This is a genomic window from Klebsiella sp. CN_Kp088 (assembly GCF_040064335.1).
GTDB classification, from domain to species: Bacteria; Pseudomonadota; Gammaproteobacteria; order Enterobacterales; family Enterobacteriaceae; genus Klebsiella; species Klebsiella aerogenes.
Map to the genome: position 1 here is coordinate 477,798 of NZ_JBEAIQ010000001.1, position 19,199 is coordinate 496,996.

A 19,199-nucleotide genomic window follows, 5' to 3' on the forward strand; every position below is an offset into this window, starting at 1 on the left:
GGCCCATGTTCGCCGTTCTCATTATTGTACTAAGTTGTGACCCGCTGAGAAATCTGCAAAAAAGTTGTGCGATAACCGCCCTTTCGCCGCTGCGCAATGAGGTATGGCGGTAGACTCGACACTCCGCAGACCAATGAGGTTACGCTAATGACTATAACCTGCAGCTTATATAGCGGCGGCCGCTGGCACGATGCCGAAGGCCGCGCCACTTTTATCCGTCGCCATCCGCAAAATAACGAGACAGCCTCTACCGCCGCAGCGGCCAGCCTCAATGACGCCCGTCGCTGTGCAGATAGGGCAGCCGCCGCATTCCCTTCATGGCGGGACAGCACCCCATCCGAGCGTCGCCGGCTGTTGCTGGAAGCCGCCGCGCAAATGCAGCTTAGAGAGGCGAAATTTATTGCTACCATGGCGGCGGAGACCGGCGCGACGGCGCACTGGGCCGGATTTAACGTGCATCTGGCGGCAGATATCTTACGCGAAGCTGCAGCGCTAACCACCCAAATAGAAGGACAAGTGATTCCCTCTGATGTGCCGGGTAATCTGGCGATGGGCTTGCGTCAGGGCGCAGGCATCGTATTGGCTATGGCGCCGTGGAACGCACCGCTGATTCTGGCCACCAGAGCCATCGCCACGCCGCTGGCGTGCGGCAATACGGTGATTCTCAAGGGCTCGGAACTCTCGCCCGCGACGCATAGCTTAATCATCGATGCCCTCGCCGCGGCGGGCTTTCCCGACGGCGTGGTGAATTATCTCACCTGCTCGCCAGCCGACGCGCCTGCGCTGGTGGAAACACTGATCGCTCACCCCGCCGTACGACGCGTGAATTTTACCGGGTCGACCCCCGTTGGGCGCATTATTGCCCTCACCTGTGGAGAATACCTTAAACCGGCAATACTTGAGCTGGGTGGCAAAGCGCCTCTACTGGTACTGGATGATGCCGATCTTCAGCAGGCGGCGGCGGGCGCGATTTTTGGCGCTTTCGCTAACGCCGGACAGATTTGTATGTCCACCGAACGCATAATTGTCGATGAGAGCATCGCGGATGAGTTCGTCGCATTAATCAGCCAACGCGCCGCCGCGCTGCCTTCTACGCTTCTCGGCCCGGTGGTCGATATGAAAACGGTACAACGCTGCAACGCGTTGATTGATGATGCTCTGAACAAGGGAGCTCGTTTGCTCTGCGGTGGAAAGGCGGAATCAACGCAAATGCGTGCCACCCTGCTGGATGGCGTGACGCGTGAGATGCGAATATGGCATGAAGAATCTTTTGGCCCGGTCAAATCGGTGATTCGAGTCAACGGCGAGGAACAGGCTCTGGCCGTCGCTAACGAGAGCGAATACGGCCTGGCGGCAGCGGTTTATAGCCGCGATACCGCTCGCGCCTGGAATGTGGCGCAGAACCTGCAAACCGGTATTTGCCATATTAACGGCCCTACCGTACATGATGAAGCACAGATGCCTTTCGGCGGCTGTAAATCGTCCGGCTATGGCCGCTTCGGCGGACGCGCCGGGATCGCCGAATTCACCGAACTTCGCTGGATAACCATGCAAACTCGCCCGCGCGAATTACCGTTCTGATTTCCCGCAATGGTTTCAGAGCAACCCGGCAATCACGCGCGCCAGCGCGGCCGGGTTTTCCCACGCCATCGAATGCCCCATCTGTGGTACGACAGCCAGTGCAGAGTCAAAAATCACCGTTCAGAATAGAGAAACCAGCAGCGCCATAGGGAAGCTGAATGGCCAGGTGGCACCAATTAACAACGCAGCCAGCAGGCGAATACAACGGCTTTCCTTGGTTAAAAACCAGCTTATCAACGCGCAAATACAGCCCATCACTGCATAAAAAACCAGCATCTTCTGGTATAAAGTCATTTTTTCCTTCCCTGCCAGATATCGCGTCACCCGCGCCATCCTGTCCCGCATTACTCAATTCGTCAGAGATCAACACCTCACAAAACAAGCCGCTGTCAGGACAGTGTAAAAACGGTCGATTCAGCGTTGTCCGATAGCACAACACTGCGCTACCGACTATAACTGTAGGGGCTTACTCATAAAGGTGGCGTTATGGATGTTTCCAGCAAAACCGTAATTCTGATTAATGTCGGCGCAGCGCTTGCGCTTATTAGCCTGTTATCCGTTCGTTTCGGTTGGTTTTAGTAATTTTTTCAGCAACTAAACCTAAAAAAGCAGCCTCAAGGGCTGCTTTTTTATGATTTAACTGTCGCGCGCGCCCCGGAAAGTTGTCGCTGAAGCACAGCAATAGTCTTAGCATTTTCCGGGTTATATTGCGGCAAGAAATTTAGCTGTTCATTATCCCACTCTACCGCGGTGCAAACGCCCGCCGTTGCCCCCTGTCTTTCACAACTACTAATACGCTGGGCAGGGAGATTACCGTAAAGCATCACGCTTACGCCGGTGAGTAACAAGAGAAAAGCTAGCTTTTTCAAAACCAATTCAACTTCAGAATAACAAATTATGTAAAATTTTCTCATGAGCGCCCCAACAAAGTCAAATCACATACACACCTGTCACTGCTACTGCTACTGCTACTGCTACTGCTACGATCCATGCCGTGAATTTAACATTATCGCTACAATTATTGTCTTCCGGTATAGAAAGTATCGAGTGCTATCCGCCCTATGACCTCTTGCCAGCGGAAGGATATTTATATTATTGGCAATAACAAAATGATCTGACACACCTCGTACGGTGTTATAGATATTTGGCTACACTGGACTTAAGGGGTGAGAATTTTCTTAAATTGGCTTGTGCAGATAATCAACAAACAACTTCCTCAACCATATAGGTAATGCGGATTCGACATTTTCATTTGTTAATTTGTGCTATTTATTCGATTAAGTGAAAGAAATTATTATTTGCAAATTCACGGTTTTCCGCATAGGTTCATGACTATTCGTTATAACGTATTTGCTTTTTCTCTTACTTATTTTGAGGTTGCTTATGTCAGGAATAGCAGCGCTATTAATAGCATTAGTTTTATTGGTGGTAGCTATCTACAGCCTTCTCTCTTATATTCGTGAGCGCCGCCATTCGGGTTTGCCTTCTAAAAAAGACAAACGCTAATTGTGGCATCGATATAAAAGGCGATTCGCAAAAAAAATCCCCGCATTAATCTGCAGGGATCTCATAATGATTAAGAACAGACTCTTAATGGTTTACACCCCATCCGGCGCTTATCTCCGGCACTCACAATGGCTTAGCTCTTGAAGGGGTATAAGAATACTCTCATATTACCCCTAATCTTTTTTAACATTTATTGCCATTGCAACTATTAGCCTGATAATGCTGCCGGTACGTTAATGTTTAATGTTTCACCATCACATGCCGTACCACCGTGTAATCCTCCAGGCCATACATTGACATATCCTTGCCGTATCCAGACAACTTCTGCCCGCCGTGCGGCATTTCGCTAACCAGCATGAAATGGGTGTTTACCCAGGTACAACCGTACTGTAAGCGCGCGCTCAGACGATGGGCGCGTCCGACATCCTGCGTCCATACCGAGGAGGCCAGACCATACTGCGAATCATTAGCCCAGGTTAACACTTGTTCCTCGTCGCTAAACGACGTCACGCTGACTACCGGGCCAAAAACTTCACGTTGTACGATAGCATCTTGCTGCCGGGCGCCAGCCAACAGCGTGGGCTGGAAATAGTAACCATTACCCGCAGCGCGACTGCCGCCGGTGACCACTTTAATATGCGGTAAAGCGCGTGCGGCGTTGACCGCTGCTGTCACCCGCTCCAGATGCGCAAGAGAACTCACCGGCCCCAGCTCCGTAGACGGATCGTCCGGTTGCCCCATTTTCAGGCTAGCCACGGCAGCGCCTAGTTTTTCAACCAGCCGATCGTAGACGCCTTGCTGCGCATAGATACGACAGGCGGCAGTACAGTCCTGGCCGGCGTTATAAAAACCGAAGGTGCGAATGCCTTCAACGACGGCATCAATATCGGCATCATCAAAAACGATAACCGGCGCTTTACCACCCAGCTCCATATGGGTACGTTTAATCGAAGAAGCCGTATGACCAATGATATGGGCGCCGGTGGCGATCGAGCCGGTCAGGGAAACCATGCGTACTTTACTGTGGCCGGTGAGCGGATCGCCAACGGTTGGACCACGGCCAAAAAGCACGTTAATGACCCCGGCCGGGAAAATATCTTTTGCGAGCTCCGCCAGCTTCAATGCCGTAAGCGGAGTGATTTCCGAAGGTTTAATAACCACGCAGTTACCAGCCGCCAGCGCGGGCGCCAGCTTCCAGGCCGCCATCATCAACGGATAGTTCCACGGTGCAATCGAGGCCACTACGCCGACAGGATCGCGGCGGATCATCGAAGTATGCCCCTCCAGATACTCTCCTGCCGCCATTCCCGGCAGACAACGCGCGGCGCCGGCGAAGAAGCGAAACACATCGGCAATCGCCGGCATTTCGTCATTGATAACACAATGCAGTGGTTTACCGCAGTTTAAAGACTCCAGTTTCGCCAGCGTTTCTGCATGTTCGGTAATAACGTCAGCCATTTTCAGTAAACATTCGGCGCGAGTTTTCGGCGTTGTCTGACTCCAGCTGACAAACGCACGATCTGCAGCATTGACGGCGGCATCAACCTGCGCCTCGGTCGCCTCCGCAATCTCAATAATCGTTTCGCCATTGGCAGGATTGAATACCGGCAGCACCTCGCCTTCCCCCGCCACTAATTGACCGTTTATCAAAAGGTTATGTTGCATAGCATGATCCTGTAAAGTGTATTATTTTCCGCTTTCGGCGTTATGCTCGCCGTCACGGGTTAGCCACCAGGCCCCCAGGATGGGTACAGTCGTCACTAACATCACCAACAGTGCGACAACGTTGGTGACCGGCACATCGCGCGGGCGCCCCAGCTGATTTAACAACCACAGCGGTAGCGTCCGTTCGTGTCCGGCAGTAAAAGTAGTGACGATAATTTCATCAAAGGAAAGAGCGAAGGCCAGCATGCCGCCCGCCAGCAGCGCCGAACCCAGATTGGGCAGCACCACGTAACGGAAGGTTTGCCAGCCTGTTGCGCCAAGATCCATTGATGCTTCCACCAGACTCCATGATGTCCGGCGAAATCGGGCAATGACGTTGTTAAACACCACCACCACGCAGAAGGTCGCATGACCCACTACGATAGTTAGCAAGCCAGGCTCAAGATTAACGGCTTTAAATGCCGTCAATAGCGCCAGACCGGTAATAATGCCGGGAAGCGCAATCGGCAACAGCAACAGCAGCGACACGGCATTCTTACCAAAAAACCTGCTCCGCCACAGCGCCCCGGCGGCAAGCGTACCTAGCACCAGCGCAATCCCCGTGGACAAGGCGGCGATTTTAAGTGACAACGTCACCGACTCAATAATATCGGCACGAGCTGCCGCCTCGCTGAACCAGCGTAAAGTCAGCCCCTTCGGCGGGAAGCTAAAAGCGGCATCCTCTGTGTTAAAGGCATACAGGGCGATAATCAGCAGTGGAAAATGGAGAAATATCACTCCCCCCCAGGTGGCGATTTTGAGAAACAACGGTGCGCGTTCAGAGTGCATCAAACGCTCCCAGGCGCTTAACAAACGCCAGATAGAGTGCAATAAGAACAATCGGCACTAACGTGAACGCCGCCGCCATCGGCATATTGCCAATCGCGCCCTGCTGCGAATAGACCATGTTGCCGATAAAGAAACCGGGCGGCCCCACCAGTTGTGGGACAATAAAATCGCCAAGCGTGAGGGAAAAGGTAAAGATAGAACCTGCCGCGATACCCGGTATGGCTAAAGGCAGTACCACGTAGCGGAAGGTTTGTTGCGGTCGGGCGCCTAAATCGGCTGAGGCCTGCAACAGCGATGGCGGCAGACGTTCCAGCGCCGCCTGCACCGGCAGGATCATGAACGGCAGCCAGATATAGACAAATACCATGAATCGCCCAAGCCCGGAGGTCGACAAGGTATTGCCGCCGACCGCCGGGATGGTCAATACCATATTTAACACGCTCTCCAGACCAAGGTGGCCGAGGAACCATTGCGCCACGCCATCTTTCGCCAGCAATAGCGTCCAGGCGTAGGCCTTGACGATATAACTTGCCCACATCGGCAACATTACCGCGATATAAAAGAAAGCTTTCATCTTGCCGCGGGTATAACGCGCCATATACCAGGCCATCGGCAATGCCAGGATTGCGCTGGCCATAGTCACGCAGATGGCCATCACCAGGGTACGGATAATGATGTCGTAGTTGGCGGGATTGAACAGCGCCTTCAGGTTAGCGAGCGTCAAATCCGTGGTGACCGACATCGTAAAGTCATCAAAGGTATAGAAGCTTTGCCATAACAGCGTCAGGAGCGATCCCAGATAGACGATGCCAAACCACATCAACGGCCCCAGCAGCAGTAAAAACAGGCCCAATGAGGGTTTTCGCCAGAACAGTCCTGACACTCGCCCGGTCGTCGGTTGCACAAGCGCCATCGTCATCTCAGCCTCCGTTTTCCAGGGAAACCATCGCCGAACGCGACCAGCCGGCTGATACCTGCTGCCCCAACTGCGGTGTGCCAACCGCCGCCCCGCCATCGACGTTGGTCTGGCTGACTAACAGCTTATCGCCCGCAGCGAGTTTCAGTTCAATACGCGTGGACGCGCCCTGAAACTGTACCGCCTGGACGGTCCCCTGTACCTGGATATCACCGCCGCTATTCAGGCGGATATGTTCCGGGCGCAACGACCAGGCGCCGGACAAGCCACATAGCCTCTGAGAAATTTCAGAGGTAAAAACGTTCGCGGTGCCGACGAATCCGGCGACAAAGGCGGTTTTAGGACGTAAATAGAGATCGTGCGGCGAGTCGACCTGTTCAATGCGACCATTATTAAACACCGCCACGCGATCGGACATCGATAGCGCTTCACCCTGATCGTGGGTAACAAAAATGAAAGTGATACCCAGCGATTGCTGAAGTTTTTTTAACTCCACCTGCATCTGTTCACGTAGTTTTAAATCCAACGCTCCCAACGGTTCATCTAAGAGCAGCACCCGCGGTTGATTAACCAATGCGCGGGCAATGGCGACCCGCTGCCGCTGGCCGCCGGAAAGCTGTGAAGGTTTACGCGCGTGAACAAATCCAAGCGCCACTTTTTCTAATGCTTGCTGGGCGCGAAGATGGCGTTCTTTTTTGCCCATGCCTTTCACCATCAGCCCGTAGGCGACGTTGTCGATAATCGACATATGAGGGAATAACGCGTAATCCTGAAAAACCGTGTTCACGTCGCGCTGCCATGGCGGTAATTCGCTGGCAGGCTGGCCAAAAATACGAATCGAACCGCCGGATAGCTGTTCGAAGCCTGCGATTAAGCGCAGGCAGGTAGTTTTGCCGGAGCCGGACGGCCCCAGCATAGAGAAAAATTCACCATCGCGAATGGCGATGCTCACGCCATCCACCGCGCGCACGTCACCGTACAGACGCGAAACGTCATTAAACTCTACCGCGTACGTCATGTTCAATCTCCAGGCGCTTAGCGGCCACCCATAATCGCGATATAGTCCTGAGTCCAACGGCTATAAGGAACATATTTGCCGCCTTGGGCAATTGGCGTTTTCCAGAACGCAATCTTGTCGAATTGGTTGTAGCCGTTAGTTTCGCAGCCTTTGTCTCCCAGTAGCGTGCTCGCCTTACAGCCCTGCGGCACGACTGGCAGCGATCCAAACCAGGCGGCGACATCGCCCTGTACTTTCGGCGTCAGAGACCAGTTCATCCACTTATAAGCGCATACCGGATGCTTCGCCTCACTATGTAACATCGTAGTATCAGACCAGCCGGTCACGCCTTCTTTCGGGAAGACGGTAGCAACGGGCTGCCCTTCGCCTTTAAGGCCATTGGCCTGATATGGCCAGGAGCCGGAAGCAACCACCCCTTCGTTTTTGAAGTCGCTCATCTGAACGGTCGCATCGTGCCAGTAGCGGTGAACCAGCGGATGCTGATCCTGCAGAACCTTTAACACCGCCTGATATTGCGTTTCAGTGAGTTCATAGGGATCGTTAATTTCTAACTGCGGCTGCGTTGCTTTGACAAAGAGCGCCGCGTCGGCGATATAAATCGGTCCATCATAGGCCTGAACCCGTCCCTGGTTACTTTTTCCGTCCGGTAAATCCTGTTTGACGAAAACCACTTTCCAGCTATCCGGCGGCGTCGGGAAGGTTTTGGTGTTGTACATCAGCAGGTTCGGCCCCCACTGATAGGGCGTGCCGTACACTTTATCGCCGACGTTAAACCACGCGCCTTTAGCAACTCGCGGGTCAAGCGTTTTCCAGTTGGGGATCAGCGCGGTATTTATCGCCTGTACACGCTTGCCCATAATCAGGCGCAACGAGGCGTCGCCGGATGCGGTGACCAGATCGTAGCCGCCCTTCGCCATCAAACTGACCATTTCATCGGAGGTGGCGGCAGTTTTCACATTAACCTGGCAGCCGCTCTCTTTTTCGAATTGACTTACCCAGTCATAATTCTTATCCGTCTGGCCGCGTTCGATATAACCCGGCCAGGCAATAATATCGAGCCGACCTTCACCTTTATCCAGCGATGTCGGCGGTTCTGCGGCTTGCGCAGTAACAAAAACCATACTCAGCACGCACAGGCTGCCACGGGCAAATTTTTTGCTCATTTGAACTTACTCCTGTCAGAATAAAAGTAGCGGCAGCCGTGCCGTAAAAATATCTCCCTTAATAAGGGTAGACGGCGGCCTGCGGGGCTCTGGGGAAATTTACTCAGGTTGTGACCCGGGGCGCATTCCGCAAAAATCGCCGCCACGATTCGATAATATGGATTATAGACAAGGAGTTATGGCAAAGGGTTGAGTATGCATATTCCCTATGACAGCCCGGCACTAACGGGTATTTAACCCTGATTAATGTATACGAGAATGCCGGAAATTAATTGCCGGGAAAAATAAACCGGCAATTAAAAAAACAGCGATGAATAAACTAAGGCAAAAGTTGACGTATAAGTTCGCCGAGCCGTTTGACTCCCTGCTCCTCTTTTTCTCCCCAGCCCCATGCGGTATTAAAACGGAAGAATGAGGTCCAGTTAGCGGTGGTAGAAAACATCTTACCCGGCGCAATACTGATGTTATCCCGTAACGCCAGAGCGCTGAGTTCGCCAGCATCGACACCGGCGGGCAACTCAAGCCACAGGAAATAACCGCTGTCGCTATGGTGAATTTTGACCTCGGCGGGTAAAAAACGCAGTAGCGCTTGCCAGGCCAGCTGTTTTCGCTCGGCAAGCTGACGCCGCAACCGGCGTAAATGCGCGTCGTAGCGTTTGGTAGACAGATAATCCACCAGCGCCAGTTGCATCGGCGAACTGGTCGATAGCGTACTCATCAGCTGCAGTTGCTGAATACGGCGGGCATGTCGGCCAGCGGCGACCCAGCCGATACGAAAACCTGGAACCAGGCATTTGGAAAATGAGCTGCAGTGCAGCGTCATCTCATCACGATCCCAGTACTTTGCGGGTAGCGGTTTTTCCCGTCCAAAGTACAACTCACTGTAAACGTCATCTTCAATTAACATGACGTTGTAGCGCGTCAATAGCGCTACCAGCCGCGCTTTTTTGTCCGCCGACAGCGTAAATCCGAGCGGGTTCTGGCTATTGGTCATCAGCCAGCAGGCTTTTACCGGGTAACTTTGCAATGCCTGTTCGAGCGCGGCCAGATCGATCCCCTCTTTCACATCGCTGGCCACCGATAGCGCCTTAAGTCGTAACCGTTCGAGCGCCTGCAGCGCACCGTAAAAGCACGGATTTTCTACGACGACCCAGTCGCCGGGCTCAGTCACCGCCTGCAGGCTGAGGTTTAGCGCTTCCAACGCACCGGCGGTAATGACGATCTCATCCGGCGATACGTTCATTCCCTGCAACGCATAACGCCGGGCAATAGCATGACGAAGCTCATCGTTACCCGGCGGCAGGTTCTCAATCACACTCATGGCGGTGGCGGTCTTACTCACCTGTGCCAGAGAACGATTTAGCTGCTGCAAGGGGAACAGACGAGGGTCGGGAAAGGCGGAGGCAAAAGGCAGCATCGACGCCTGACGGCTGGCCTGCAGGACGTCGAAAATATAGGTGTTGATATCAACGGATTCATTGCGCGTCACCTGCGCCGGGGGATCAGGTTGACGCTGCTTCACCGGCTGCGGCGCAACGTAATAACCCGATTGCGGACGAGCGATAATACGTCCCTGGCTTTCCAGTAACTGGTAGGCATGGCTGACGGTCATAAAGCTCATTCCGCTGCTGACAACCTGTTCGCGTAAGGAGGGCAGCCGATCGCCGGGTTGCCAAACGCCGAGGGCGATCTGGTCGGTTAATTGTTGCGCAAGCTGCTGATACTTTTTCATTACCGCATCCATTTAACAATCGAGACTCATATCTTATAACAGTTGACTAAAAATGGCAGGTTCTAATAACTGATATACAACAATGTGCTTCTTGAACCAGTGCAGGAATAATATTCGCGCGTTAACTTTACTACTGAAATACCATCAAACCCTACTAGTGTTAATATAATGTTCGCATTTAGGTTACATTGATAAACGCTTCATAATCACCAATATTCATTTGATTTATGAACCATACGTCATGGTCTATCGTTGAGATCCCAACTGGCGCCAACGTAAACACGCCTTGATATTTAATTATGAATCAACAACTCCTCCACTAAGGAAAATTCACAATAAGATAAATTCATTCCTCGCCAGTCTTTTTGACATAATTTAACGCACCTAAACCATTATCCATTGAACAATGCACCTGGCATAAAAAACGACAAATCACTGATATAAAACAAATTAATTACACAACATGGGATTCAATCTCTTCTGGATGTAACCGTTGAATTCAAAAAATAAGATAGAGTCCGCCAAACACAACCAGCCAAAAGATACTCATTATCGCCAATGTGATACACAAACTTCGCAGTCCGTTCTGTGACAAGTCGCCTCCCTTATCTCCACTCACTAAATATATCAAAAAACAATAAATAAAGAATTCACATATAAAATGTAAATACTTGAACCTCGCGTTTGCATTAAACACCAAACATTTCCAATCTACCAGAGTAATTAATAGAAAGCAGGAGAAGCACTAAGGAAAATCGTAAAAAAACATGTGAAGTAGCATTAAAAAAAGATCACAACCAGCAATTCATTATTCATGATGACATAAATACTAATTTCATAAATATGAAATATGTATAAAAAGGATAACAGTCTATAACTGTTATCATAAAAAACCCCATTTCTGCCTCTGCTATCACTCCCCGCCACCCCTTAAAATTGCGTTGAATCAATTTTGTTGTGGAGTCCAGCATGTTCGGTCTTGATGCATTTCATCTGGCGCGGATCCAATTCGCCTTTACTGTCTCATTTCATATTATCTTCCCCGCGATAACCATCGGTCTTGCCAGCTACCTGGCGGTGCTTGAGGGATTATGGTTAAAAACAAAAAATCCTGTCTGGCGCTCGCTGTATCATTTCTGGTCGAAAATCTTTGCCGTCAACTTTGGTATGGGGGTGGTCTCGGGGCTGGTTATGGCCTACCAGTTCGGCACCAACTGGAGTGGTTTCTCTCAGTTCGCAGGCAGCATTACTGGCCCGCTCCTAACTTATGAAGTTCTTACCGCTTTCTTCCTTGAGGCCGGTTTCCTTGGCGTGATGTTATTTGGCTGGAACCGCGTCGGCCCCGGCCTGCATTTTTTCGCCACCTGCATGGTGGCGCTGGGCACTATCATTTCCACATTCTGGATCCTTGCCTCAAACAGCTGGATGCAAACGCCACAAGGCTTCGAAATCGTTAACGGTCAGGTCGTACCCGTTGATTGGTTCGCCGTTATCTTTAACCCCTCTTTCCCTTATCGCTTATTCCATATGTCCGTCGCGGCGTTTCTTAGCAGCGCATTGTTCGTAGGCGCATCAGCCGCATGGCATTTGCTTCGTGGCAATCAAACCCCCGCCATCCGCGCCATGTTCTCTATGGCGCTATGGATGACGCTGCTTGTCGCCCCCATTCAGGCAATGATCGGCGATATGCATGGGCTAAACACCCTGAAACATCAACCGGCGAAAATTGCCGCCATCGAAGGCCACTGGGAAAATCCGCCGGGCGAACCGACGCCGCTGCTGCTCTTTGGCTGGCCGGATATGCAACAAGAACGTACCCGCTATGGGCTGGAGATCCCTGCCCTCGGCAGCCTAATCCTGACTCACAGCCTCGATAAACAGGTACCGGCGCTGAAGGAGTTCGCTCCGGAAGATCGCCCCAACTCAACCGTTGTGTTCTGGTCATTTCGTCTGATGGCCGGACTGGGAATGTTAATGATTCTGCTCGGCGTCATTGCCCTATGGCTGCGCTATCGGCAGCGTCTGTATACCTCAAAACCTTTCCTGCGCTTCGCGTTATGGATGGGACCTTCAGGCCTGATTGCGATTCTTGCTGGATGGGTGACCACCGAAGTCGGGCGCCAGCCATGGGTCGTTTACGGTATACAGCGCACCTCCGAGGCCGTATCAGCTCACGGTGATCTGCATATGACCATTAGCCTGCTGGCATTTATTGCCGTCTACAGCTCGGTATTCGGCGTTGGCTATAGCTATATGCTGCGCCTGATCCGCAAAGGTCCGCAAGAGCAGACGCCTGTGCCATCAGGTACGCCGGCGCGTCCGCTTTCTGCCGTGACGGATGGTTTTCAGCACAAGGAGTCCCGCTAATGGGTATTGATTTATCGGTTATTTGGTTTGTTATCATCGTGTTTGCCACCCTGATGTATATCGTCATGGACGGTTTCGACTTAGGGATCGGCATTCTGTTTGCCGCCGTACGCGGCGGCGATGAGCGCGACGTGATGGTTAACAGCGTCGCACCGGTATGGGATGGCAATGAAACCTGGCTGGTGCTCGGCGGCGCAGGCCTCTTCGGCGCTTTTCCGCTGGCCTATGCGGTGATTATCGACGCGCTGTCGGTACCCTTAACCCTGATGCTGATTGGCCTTATTTTTCGCGGTGTGGCCTTCGAGTTTCGCTTCAAAGCGACCCCTTCGCACCGTCCTTTCTGGGATAAAGCTTTTCTGGGCGGATCGCTACTGGCGACATTCACCCAGGGCATGGTCGTCGGCGCGGTCATTCATGGTTTTCCGGTCAGCGGTCGCAGCTTTAGCGGTGGAATGTGGGATTGGCTGACGCCATTTACCCTATTCTGCGGTTTCGGCCTCACCGTTGCCTACGCGTTACTGGGCGCCAGTTGGCTGGTAATGAAGAGCGAGAATCCGCTACAGAATATCATGCGCAGAACTTCACGCCTTCTGCTGCTGGCCTTACTGGTGATAATAGCCGTGATTAGCCTGTGGACGCCGCTCTCCCAGCCGGCGATCGCCGAGCGCTGGTTTAGTCTGCCGAATCTGTTTTACCTGCTGCCGGTGCCGCTATTGGTTATCGCCATCAGCGCCTGGTTATGGCGCACCCTTGGGCAACGAGATGCTCACGCCCTGCCATTCGTGTTGACGCTGGGGCTCGTCTTCCTTGGGTTTAGCGGACTTGGGATCAGCATTTGGCCGAATATTATTCCGCCAGGGATTTCGTTATGGCAGGCCGCGGCGCCGCCGCAAAGTCAGGGCTTTATGCTGGTTGGCGCGTTACTAATTATTCCCGTCATTCTTGGGTATACCTTCTGGAGCTACTACGTTTTCCGCGGCAAAGTTCAAACTGGCGAGGGATATCACTGATGGAGCATTCATGGATAAAACGTCTGCTATGGCTGGCAGCCATATGGGGCGCTAGCGTGCTGGCGCTGGGCGCCGTCAGTATGATTTTCCGCCTGCTGATGAACGCTGCCGGGCTTCGTGCCTGATATAACACATCTCCAGCCTGGCGCTCATCGCGCCAGGCTTTTTTCATCCTTCTTCAGCCACGCCTGACAAAGCCTTGCGCTTCTTTGATAACGCCATAAAAAAACCAATATTAAATCAATCATATTAATCCCGCGTTATCTATTGATATGGAAAATGATATGTGGCGGAGAGGAATAGCGGCAGTGGTATTGATGTGTGGGTTATTTTCCGGGCATCTGCTCGCCCAGCGTCAGGGGCATGATTATTTCCCGATGCAAAGCCTCGAACAGCGATTACTGCACGAGGCTGATTGCGATGAACTACGCAGCCGGGCTGAGGACACCGCCAGCTCGCTGCGCGAACATTATCACCGGCAGTACGCGCGCAAAGCAAAGGCGCATAACTGCCCGCCGTGAGAATGGTTCTTACGCGCCCTTACGCTTGGGCAGCGTTTTCATCAGCTCGTCAGGACTGACGGAGGCGACGATGCTGCCCGGATGGGGCATTTTGAGAATATGATTTTTGATTTTACCCACCACGTGCATTTCGCACGGACGGCAATCAAATTTCAGGGTTAACACTTCGTCACCGTGAATCAGCTGCATCGGCGTCGCCTTCCAGCTCTTTATCGAACCTTTGGCCTGCTTCGGACACAGGTTGAAGGCGAATCGCAGGCAATGCTTGGTGATCATCACCGGCACGTCGCCTTTCTCTTCATGAGCTTCATACGCCGCATCGATCAGCTGAACGCCATAGCGCTGGTAGAAAGCGCGCGCTTTGTGGTTATAAACGTTCGCCAGGAACGACAGATGCGTTTCCGGATACACCGGCGGTGGTACGGAGACCGGTTTACGCGTTCCGCGCTGCCAGGCATCGAGGCGCGCCTGATCGAGCATCTCTGCGGTTTCACGGCGCAGTTGGTTAAGCATACTGTTCGGCACAAACAGCGCCGGCAGATTAATCTGCACATCACGCGGGTAATAAATGGTCTGGCCGAGCTTCGCCACGCCATCACGTAAATTGGCCAGCGCTTTTTCCGCCTGGGTCGCTTCGGCGAATTCGCCATCCAGTGTATGCGTGACGCTGACGCCGTCTTCGCAGGTCATGGTCAGCACCAGCTGTTCCTGCCAGCCGCTCAGCGCGATATCAACCGCAATGCGGCGCTCGCTGGAAGTTTTCAGAAGCGCCTGCTGCCAGTTATGGTCGAGGTTACGATTAAGCGCCTCGTGCGGACGCACTTTATGCAGATCTGCCGGCATTTCGTTTGGCCAGACGCGATAACGATTTTCCCCCGTTTTCTGCACCGTATTGGCGCGGAAGCCGACAACTTCACGTTTGATCATCACATTGAGGCCGTCACCATTCGTCAATGCGTCAGTCACTTCAACATCGAGATAATCTTTTCCGACTTTTAATACTTCGCCTACCGGCAGGCCGATAAATTTCGGCGAATCAAACGCGCCGATATCGCCCTTACGCGCGTTAACAAAATAGTCGGTGCTGCCGCGATGGAACGTTTTATCGGTCGACGGCACGAAGAAGTGTTCTGTGCGCCCGGCGGAAGAACGCGCGAGATCGCCGCGGTCTTCAATAATACGATCCAGCATCTGACGATAGTGAGCGGTGATATTTTTCACATAACTCATATCTTTATAGCGCCCTTCAATTTTAAAGGAGCGCACGCCGGCGTCGATCAATGCCGCCAGGTTGGCGGTCTGATCGTTATCTTTCATCGACAACAGATGTTTTTCATAGGCCACAACGCGCCCCTGATCGTCTTTCAGGGTGTAAGGCAGGCGGCAAGCCTGAGAGCAGTCGCCGCGGTTGGCGCTACGTCCGGTTTGCGCGTGAGAAATATAGCACTGACCGGAATAGGCTACGCATAAGGCGCCGTGAATAAAGAACTCGATAGTCGCGTCGGTATTATCGTAGATCGCTTTAATTTGATCGAGGTTGAGTTCGCGGGCCAGAACAATCTGGCTGAAGCCCGCATCAGAGAGAAACTTCGCTTTCTCAACGCTGCGGATATCGCACTGGGTGCTCGCATGCAGCTCAATCGGCGGCAGATCCAGCTCCATTATCCCCATATCCTGCACGATCAATGCATCAACGCCGGTCTCGTACAGATCGGTAATCAGACGTTGCGCCGGTTCCAGTTCATCATCATGAAGAATGGTATTCAGCGTCACAAACACCTTAGCGCCAAAGCGATGCGCAAACGGCACCAGGTTGGCGATATCGCTCAGGCTATTGCTGGCATTATGGCGCGCGCCGAAGCCCGGCCCGCCGATATAGACCGCGTCGGCGCCGTGTAAAATCGCTTCACGGGCGATCCCGGCATCGCGGGCAGGACTAAGAAGTTCAAGATGATGGTTTTGCAGGCGCATACGCTCGTCGTTATCCGTTATAGGGGGTCGAAATGGCGGCTATTGTAGTCAGAACTGGGCGTAGACGAAAACATTTTCCGCCGCGCCCGCACAGCGAATTTGCAGAAATCGGCAAAGCATTGAAGAAAAAGCTATTTCTCATGAAAACCCGGCAAGGTTACAGTGGCTGCGTATTCCGGATTTTCCTCGTCACGTTGTGAATTTTAGTCTCAGTCATCTTGATTGGCCGCGGATTAGTCCGCGGCTTTTTCTTTTGGATAATGAATCAGTGAATGAAAGTGCGCCGTCTGCGCGCTGCTATTGCGGTAAGCGTGCGTCAGGTCGCCGGCAAAGCGCCGCCCTTCTCCCGCCTGCAACGTCTGCCATTGCCCCTGCAGACATAAATCCAGCGAACCGCTAATGACCACGACATGTTCAATGACGCCGGTCTCGTGCGGCGTCGATTCGCTTAACGCCCCCGGGGCAAGGGTAATTGAAAAATGGTCAAAACGTAGCTCAGGATCCCAGGGAAAAATCGGCGTCACTACCATCGCCTGCTGCTGCGGGTCGAAGACGGCGGGCGCAGCCGTCTCATCGGCAACGATGAACGTCGAAAACGCCACATTAAGGCCGGTGGCTATCTTCCACAACGTCGCGACCGTTGGACTGGATTCATTACGTTCAATTTGCCCGAGCATCGCTTTCGATACCCCGGTTTCTTCCGCCAGCCGCGACAAACTCCAGCCGCGCTGCTGACGCAGGCTTTTCAGCGTCGTTGCCAGATGTTGCGCAATATTCATGGATGGCTCCTCATCATTTTCTTGATATTACCAGTTGTACGCTATAACGCACAATGCTACCTTCGTCGTATGTTATAACGCACAAGAGGTGTTCATGCGCTCCTTTACCCTTCCCATCCCCACGCTGCTCGCGGGATTTGTCGCCGTGCTGGTAGGCTATGCCAGTTCTGCCGCCATTATCTGGCAAGCGGCCGCCGCCGCTGGCGCCGATGCCGGGCAAATAGCCGGTTGGATGACCGCCCTTGGCCTGGCGATGGGCGTCAGCACGCTGGTATTAACGCTATGGCGTAAAGTCCCCATCCTCACCGCATGGTCAACTCCAGGCGCGGCTTTACTGGTCAGTGGATTACAGGGAGCGACGCTAGCGCAGGCGGTGGGAATATTTGTTTTCGCCAACGCGCTGATCCTGCTATGCGGCGTGACGGGACTGTTTGCCCGCCTCATGAAGATCATTCCGCATTCGCTGGCGGCGGCAATGCTGGCGGGGATCCTGTTGCGTTTTGGTCTGCAGGCATTTGGCAGTTTGCAGGATAATCTCCCGCTATGCGGCGGGATGTTCGCCGCCTGGCTGTTATGCAAAGCGCTCTACCCACGTTTTGCGGTCGTTGCGGCGTTAGCGGCAGGCGGGATCATCGCCCTGCTAACCGGCGCGCTGTCGCCAGTGGCAAACGATATGGTTTTTGTTGCTCCGCAGTGGATTACGCCGCAGTTCACCCCTTCGCTACTGCTCAGCGTCGGTGTACCGTTTTTCCTTGTCACCATGGCGTCACAGAATGCGCCGGGGCTGGCGACCATTCAGGCATCAGGCTATCGGGTTCCGGTCTCGCCGCTAATCGTATTTACCGGCGCGCTGGCGTTGTTCTTCTCACCATTTGGCGTTTATTCCGTGTGCATCGCCGCCATTACCGCCGCCATCTGCCAAAGTCCGGATGCGCATCCGGATGCGGATAAGCGCTGGCTCGCCACAGCGGCGGCCGGTGTGTTTTATCTGTTGGCGGGGCTATTTGGCGGTTCGATAACCGCGCTTATGGCGGCGCTACCGCCGGTGTGGATCCAGATGCTGGCGGGGCTGGCATTGTTAGGAACCATTAGCGGCAGCCTCTATCAAGCGCTGGGGCAAGAAAACGAGCGCGATGCCGCAGTGGTAACCTTTTTAGTCACCGCCAGCGGCGTCTCTCTGGCAGGAGTCGGCTCGGCCTTTTGGGGGCTGGTCCTCGGCGGTATCAGCTATATGCTGTTAACCACGCTGCGCCGCACGTAGCTGGCTTGGCGTAAGACCCGTGGCGCTCTTAACCCGGTGACTAAAGTGGCTGGCGGAGCTAAATCCGCAGGCCAGCGCTATCTCGGTCAACGGCTGTTGAGTATGGCAAATCAGATTTTGCGCCTTGATCATCCGCCGCTGCATCACATACTGGTGCGGCGCCATATTCATTGACTGGCGGAACATCCGCGCAAAATGGTACTCGCTAAGTGACGCCTGGGCGGCAAGATCGGCAAGCGTAAGCGGCTGCTCGAGATGCTCCTCAATCCACGCCAACAGATTACGCAAAAGATGCGGTGCCAGGCCGCCGGTAACCGTCGGCAGGCGCCACTGCACGTTCGAATAGTTTTGAATAAGATGTGTTAACAGCAATGTACTGGCGGAGCTTAATAGCAGTTGATTAGCCTGCTGGCGCCAGTCGTTATCAAGCAGAAACTGGCGATACACCGCGGTAATTTTGTCATCGCTGGCAAAGGTTTTTTCCTGCAAGGTGAAAGACGCCGGGCTGCGATCCCAAATTTGCTCGCCGACGCGACGCAGGTGCTCATCGGTGCAATAGAGATGAACGAAAGAGAGATCGCCGCGAATATCCCAGGTGCTTTCATCGCCCTTTGGCATCAGACAAAAACGGTCCGGCCCGCCGCCATTCTTCCAGCCGTACGGTGTTTTTTGGTAGCTTTCGTAACCATCGGCGACATACAGGCTCAACGTGTGGTGGTCGCTGCGCACCGTGATCCGGTCAAGGTCGTTGTACCACGCGGCAAGCTGGATCCCGGAATTGAGTTCCACGGTCCCCCGCAGCACCGCATTTTGTTGTTGTAATGTTTCGAACGTCCCGTATGCCATAGCCTTCACATCGTTTTTAATCCGCAGACCTCTAG

19 protein-coding genes are annotated in these 19,199 nt (G+C 53.3%); 8 read left to right on the forward strand and 11 right to left on the reverse strand.

Annotated elements, in window-relative coordinates; all coding sequences use genetic code 11:
• The first annotated feature begins 147 nt into the window (after positions 1-147).
• Positions 148-1,581 carry an aldehyde dehydrogenase gene (locus ABLV08_RS02340; protein ID WP_348855502.1) on the forward strand — a complete coding sequence of 478 codons (1,434 nt, stop codon included), beginning with the start codon at positions 148-150 and terminating at the stop codon, positions 1,579-1,581.
• A 120-nt stretch (positions 1,582-1,701) separates the two neighbouring features.
• Here ABLV08_RS02340 and ABLV08_RS02345 read toward each other — a convergent pair whose 3' ends face one another.
• Positions 1,702-1,875 (reverse strand): GhoT/OrtT family toxin, encoded by a 174-nt coding sequence (locus tag ABLV08_RS02345; protein WP_015366412.1) that lies wholly within the window; start codon positions 1,873-1,875, stop codon positions 1,702-1,704.
• A gap of 192 nt (positions 1,876-2,067) precedes the next feature.
• On the opposite strand from ABLV08_RS02345, the gene yncL reads away from it, so the two are divergent.
• Positions 2,068-2,160 (forward strand): stress response membrane protein YncL, encoded by a 93-nt coding sequence (gene yncL, locus ABLV08_RS02350; RefSeq protein WP_064571558.1) that lies wholly within the window; start codon positions 2,068-2,070, stop codon positions 2,158-2,160.
• Between the two features lie 50 nt (positions 2,161-2,210).
• Here yncL and ABLV08_RS02355 read toward each other — a convergent pair whose 3' ends face one another.
• The gene (locus ABLV08_RS02355) at positions 2,211-2,495 is read right to left on the reverse strand and encodes a hypothetical protein (protein ID WP_227505117.1); all 285 of its coding nucleotides are present in this window, start codon (positions 2,493-2,495) and stop codon (positions 2,211-2,213) included.
• A 469-nt stretch (positions 2,496-2,964) separates the two neighbouring features.
• Between ABLV08_RS02355 and ABLV08_RS02360 the strand changes: the two genes are divergently transcribed.
• Positions 2,965-3,087: a small membrane protein gene (locus ABLV08_RS02360; protein WP_015366410.1), complete on the forward strand. Its 123-nt coding sequence runs from the start codon at positions 2,965-2,967 to the stop codon at positions 3,085-3,087.
• A 240-nt stretch (positions 3,088-3,327) separates the two neighbouring features.
• Here ABLV08_RS02360 and patD read toward each other — a convergent pair whose 3' ends face one another.
• The 6 genes from patD to ABLV08_RS02390 form a co-directional block, all read right to left on the reverse strand.
• Positions 3,328-4,752 (reverse strand): aminobutyraldehyde dehydrogenase, encoded by a 1,425-nt coding sequence (gene patD, locus ABLV08_RS02365; protein WP_171824796.1) that lies wholly within the window; start codon positions 4,750-4,752, stop codon positions 3,328-3,330.
• Positions 4,753-4,773: 21 nt separating this feature from the next.
• Positions 4,774-5,580, reverse strand: coding sequence for an ABC transporter permease (locus ABLV08_RS02370; protein WP_171824797.1), 807 nt, complete (start codon positions 5,578-5,580; stop codon positions 4,774-4,776).
• Complete coding sequence (locus tag ABLV08_RS02375) at positions 5,570-6,499, reverse strand: ABC transporter permease (protein ID WP_015366407.1); 930 nt, start codon at positions 6,497-6,499, stop codon at positions 5,570-5,572. The genes ABLV08_RS02370 and ABLV08_RS02375 overlap by 11 nt, the downstream gene beginning before the upstream one ends.
• Position 6,500: 1 nt before the next feature.
• Entirely contained in the window at positions 6,501-7,514 is a 1,014-nt protein-coding gene (locus ABLV08_RS02380; RefSeq protein ID WP_020078674.1) for an ABC transporter ATP-binding protein, read from the reverse strand.
• A 17-nt stretch (positions 7,515-7,531) separates the two neighbouring features.
• A complete protein-coding gene (gene ydcS, locus ABLV08_RS02385) occupies positions 7,532-8,677 on the reverse strand; it encodes a putative ABC transporter substrate-binding protein YdcS (protein ID WP_171824798.1) in 1,146 nt (381 codons plus the stop codon).
• Between the two features lie 319 nt (positions 8,678-8,996).
• Positions 8,997-10,409, reverse strand: a complete 1,413-nt coding sequence (locus ABLV08_RS02390) for a PLP-dependent aminotransferase family protein (protein WP_032708170.1) — start codon at positions 10,407-10,409, stop codon at positions 8,997-8,999.
• Between the two features lie 969 nt (positions 10,410-11,378).
• Here ABLV08_RS02390 and ABLV08_RS02395 point away from each other — a divergent pair.
• The 4 genes from ABLV08_RS02395 (at position 11,379) to ABLV08_RS02410 (ending at position 14,307) form a co-directional block, all read left to right on the forward strand.
• Positions 11,379-12,776, forward strand: coding sequence for a cytochrome ubiquinol oxidase subunit I (locus tag ABLV08_RS02395; protein ID WP_058674225.1), 1,398 nt, complete (start codon positions 11,379-11,381; stop codon positions 12,774-12,776).
• A complete protein-coding gene (cydB, locus tag ABLV08_RS02400) occupies positions 12,776-13,786 on the forward strand; it encodes a cytochrome d ubiquinol oxidase subunit II (RefSeq protein WP_020078670.1) in 1,011 nt (336 codons plus the stop codon). Before ABLV08_RS02395 ends, cydB begins: the two co-directional genes overlap by 1 nt.
• The gene (locus ABLV08_RS02405) at positions 13,786-13,911 is read left to right on the forward strand and encodes a DUF2474 domain-containing protein (RefSeq protein ID WP_015705564.1); all 126 of its coding nucleotides are present in this window, start codon (positions 13,786-13,788) and stop codon (positions 13,909-13,911) included. Before cydB ends, ABLV08_RS02405 begins: the two co-directional genes overlap by 1 nt.
• 159 nt (positions 13,912-14,070) lie before the next feature.
• A complete protein-coding gene (locus ABLV08_RS02410) occupies positions 14,071-14,307 on the forward strand; it encodes a DUF2554 family protein (protein WP_047056927.1) in 237 nt (78 codons plus the stop codon).
• A gap of 9 nt (positions 14,308-14,316) precedes the next feature.
• On the opposite strand, the gene ABLV08_RS02415 is transcribed toward ABLV08_RS02410, so the two are convergent.
• A complete protein-coding gene (locus ABLV08_RS02415; RefSeq protein ID WP_032708173.1) occupies positions 14,317-16,278 on the reverse strand; it encodes a U32 family peptidase in 1,962 nt (653 codons plus the stop codon).
• Between the two features lie 233 nt (positions 16,279-16,511).
• Positions 16,512-17,057: an XRE family transcriptional regulator gene (locus ABLV08_RS02420; RefSeq protein WP_163365828.1), complete on the reverse strand. Its 546-nt coding sequence runs from the start codon at positions 17,055-17,057 to the stop codon at positions 16,512-16,514.
• A gap of 88 nt (positions 17,058-17,145) precedes the next feature.
• On the opposite strand from ABLV08_RS02420, the gene ABLV08_RS02425 reads away from it, so the two are divergent.
• Positions 17,146-18,318: a benzoate/H(+) symporter BenE family transporter gene (locus ABLV08_RS02425; protein ID WP_264673810.1), complete on the forward strand. Its 1,173-nt coding sequence runs from the start codon at positions 17,146-17,148 to the stop codon at positions 18,316-18,318.
• Here the strand turns inward: ABLV08_RS02425 and ABLV08_RS02430 are convergent.
• Positions 18,295-19,164 (reverse strand): AraC family transcriptional regulator, encoded by an 870-nt coding sequence (locus ABLV08_RS02430; RefSeq protein WP_032711739.1) that lies wholly within the window; start codon positions 19,162-19,164, stop codon positions 18,295-18,297. The two genes, ABLV08_RS02425 and ABLV08_RS02430, sit on opposite strands and share 24 nt — an antisense overlap.
• Between the last annotated feature and the right edge of the window lie 35 nt (positions 19,165-19,199).

Excerpts from the sequence above, each read along its gene's own strand:
- ABLV08_RS02340 (WP_348855502.1), top strand. The coding sequence starts at position 148 with ATGACTATAACCTGCAGCTTATATAGCGGCGGCCGCTGGCACGATGCC.
- ABLV08_RS02345 (WP_015366412.1), bottom strand. The coding sequence starts at position 1,875 with ATGACTTTATACCAGAAGATGCTGGTTTTTTATGCAGTGATGGGCTGT.
- yncL (WP_064571558.1), top strand. The coding sequence starts at position 2,068 with ATGGATGTTTCCAGCAAAACCGTAATTCTGATTAATGTCGGCGCAGCG.
- ABLV08_RS02355 (WP_227505117.1), bottom strand. The coding sequence starts at position 2,495 with ATGAGAAAATTTTACATAATTTGTTATTCTGAAGTTGAATTGGTTTTG.
- ABLV08_RS02360 (WP_015366410.1), top strand. The coding sequence starts at position 2,965 with ATGTCAGGAATAGCAGCGCTATTAATAGCATTAGTTTTATTGGTGGTA.
- patD (WP_171824796.1), bottom strand. The coding sequence starts at position 4,752 with ATGCAACATAACCTTTTGATAAACGGTCAATTAGTGGCGGGGGAAGGC.
- ABLV08_RS02370 (WP_171824797.1), bottom strand. The coding sequence starts at position 5,580 with ATGCACTCTGAACGCGCACCGTTGTTTCTCAAAATCGCCACCTGGGGG.
- ABLV08_RS02375 (WP_015366407.1), bottom strand. The coding sequence starts at position 6,499 with ATGACGATGGCGCTTGTGCAACCGACGACCGGGCGAGTGTCAGGACTG.
- ABLV08_RS02380 (WP_020078674.1), bottom strand. The coding sequence starts at position 7,514 with ATGACGTACGCGGTAGAGTTTAATGACGTTTCGCGTCTGTACGGTGAC.
- ydcS (WP_171824798.1), bottom strand. The coding sequence starts at position 8,677 with ATGAGCAAAAAATTTGCCCGTGGCAGCCTGTGCGTGCTGAGTATGGTT.
- ABLV08_RS02390 (WP_032708170.1), bottom strand. The coding sequence starts at position 10,409 with ATGAAAAAGTATCAGCAGCTTGCGCAACAATTAACCGACCAGATCGCC.
- ABLV08_RS02395 (WP_058674225.1), top strand. The coding sequence starts at position 11,379 with ATGTTCGGTCTTGATGCATTTCATCTGGCGCGGATCCAATTCGCCTTT.
- cydB (WP_020078670.1), top strand. The coding sequence starts at position 12,776 with ATGGGTATTGATTTATCGGTTATTTGGTTTGTTATCATCGTGTTTGCC.
- ABLV08_RS02405 (WP_015705564.1), top strand. The coding sequence starts at position 13,786 with ATGGAGCATTCATGGATAAAACGTCTGCTATGGCTGGCAGCCATATGG.
- ABLV08_RS02410 (WP_047056927.1), top strand. The coding sequence starts at position 14,071 with ATGTGGCGGAGAGGAATAGCGGCAGTGGTATTGATGTGTGGGTTATTT.
- ABLV08_RS02415 (WP_032708173.1), bottom strand. The coding sequence starts at position 16,278 with ATGCGCCTGCAAAACCATCATCTTGAACTTCTTAGTCCTGCCCGCGAT.
- ABLV08_RS02420 (WP_163365828.1), bottom strand. The coding sequence starts at position 17,057 with ATGAATATTGCGCAACATCTGGCAACGACGCTGAAAAGCCTGCGTCAG.
- ABLV08_RS02430 (WP_032711739.1), bottom strand. The coding sequence starts at position 19,164 with ATGGCATACGGGACGTTCGAAACATTACAACAACAAAATGCGGTGCTG.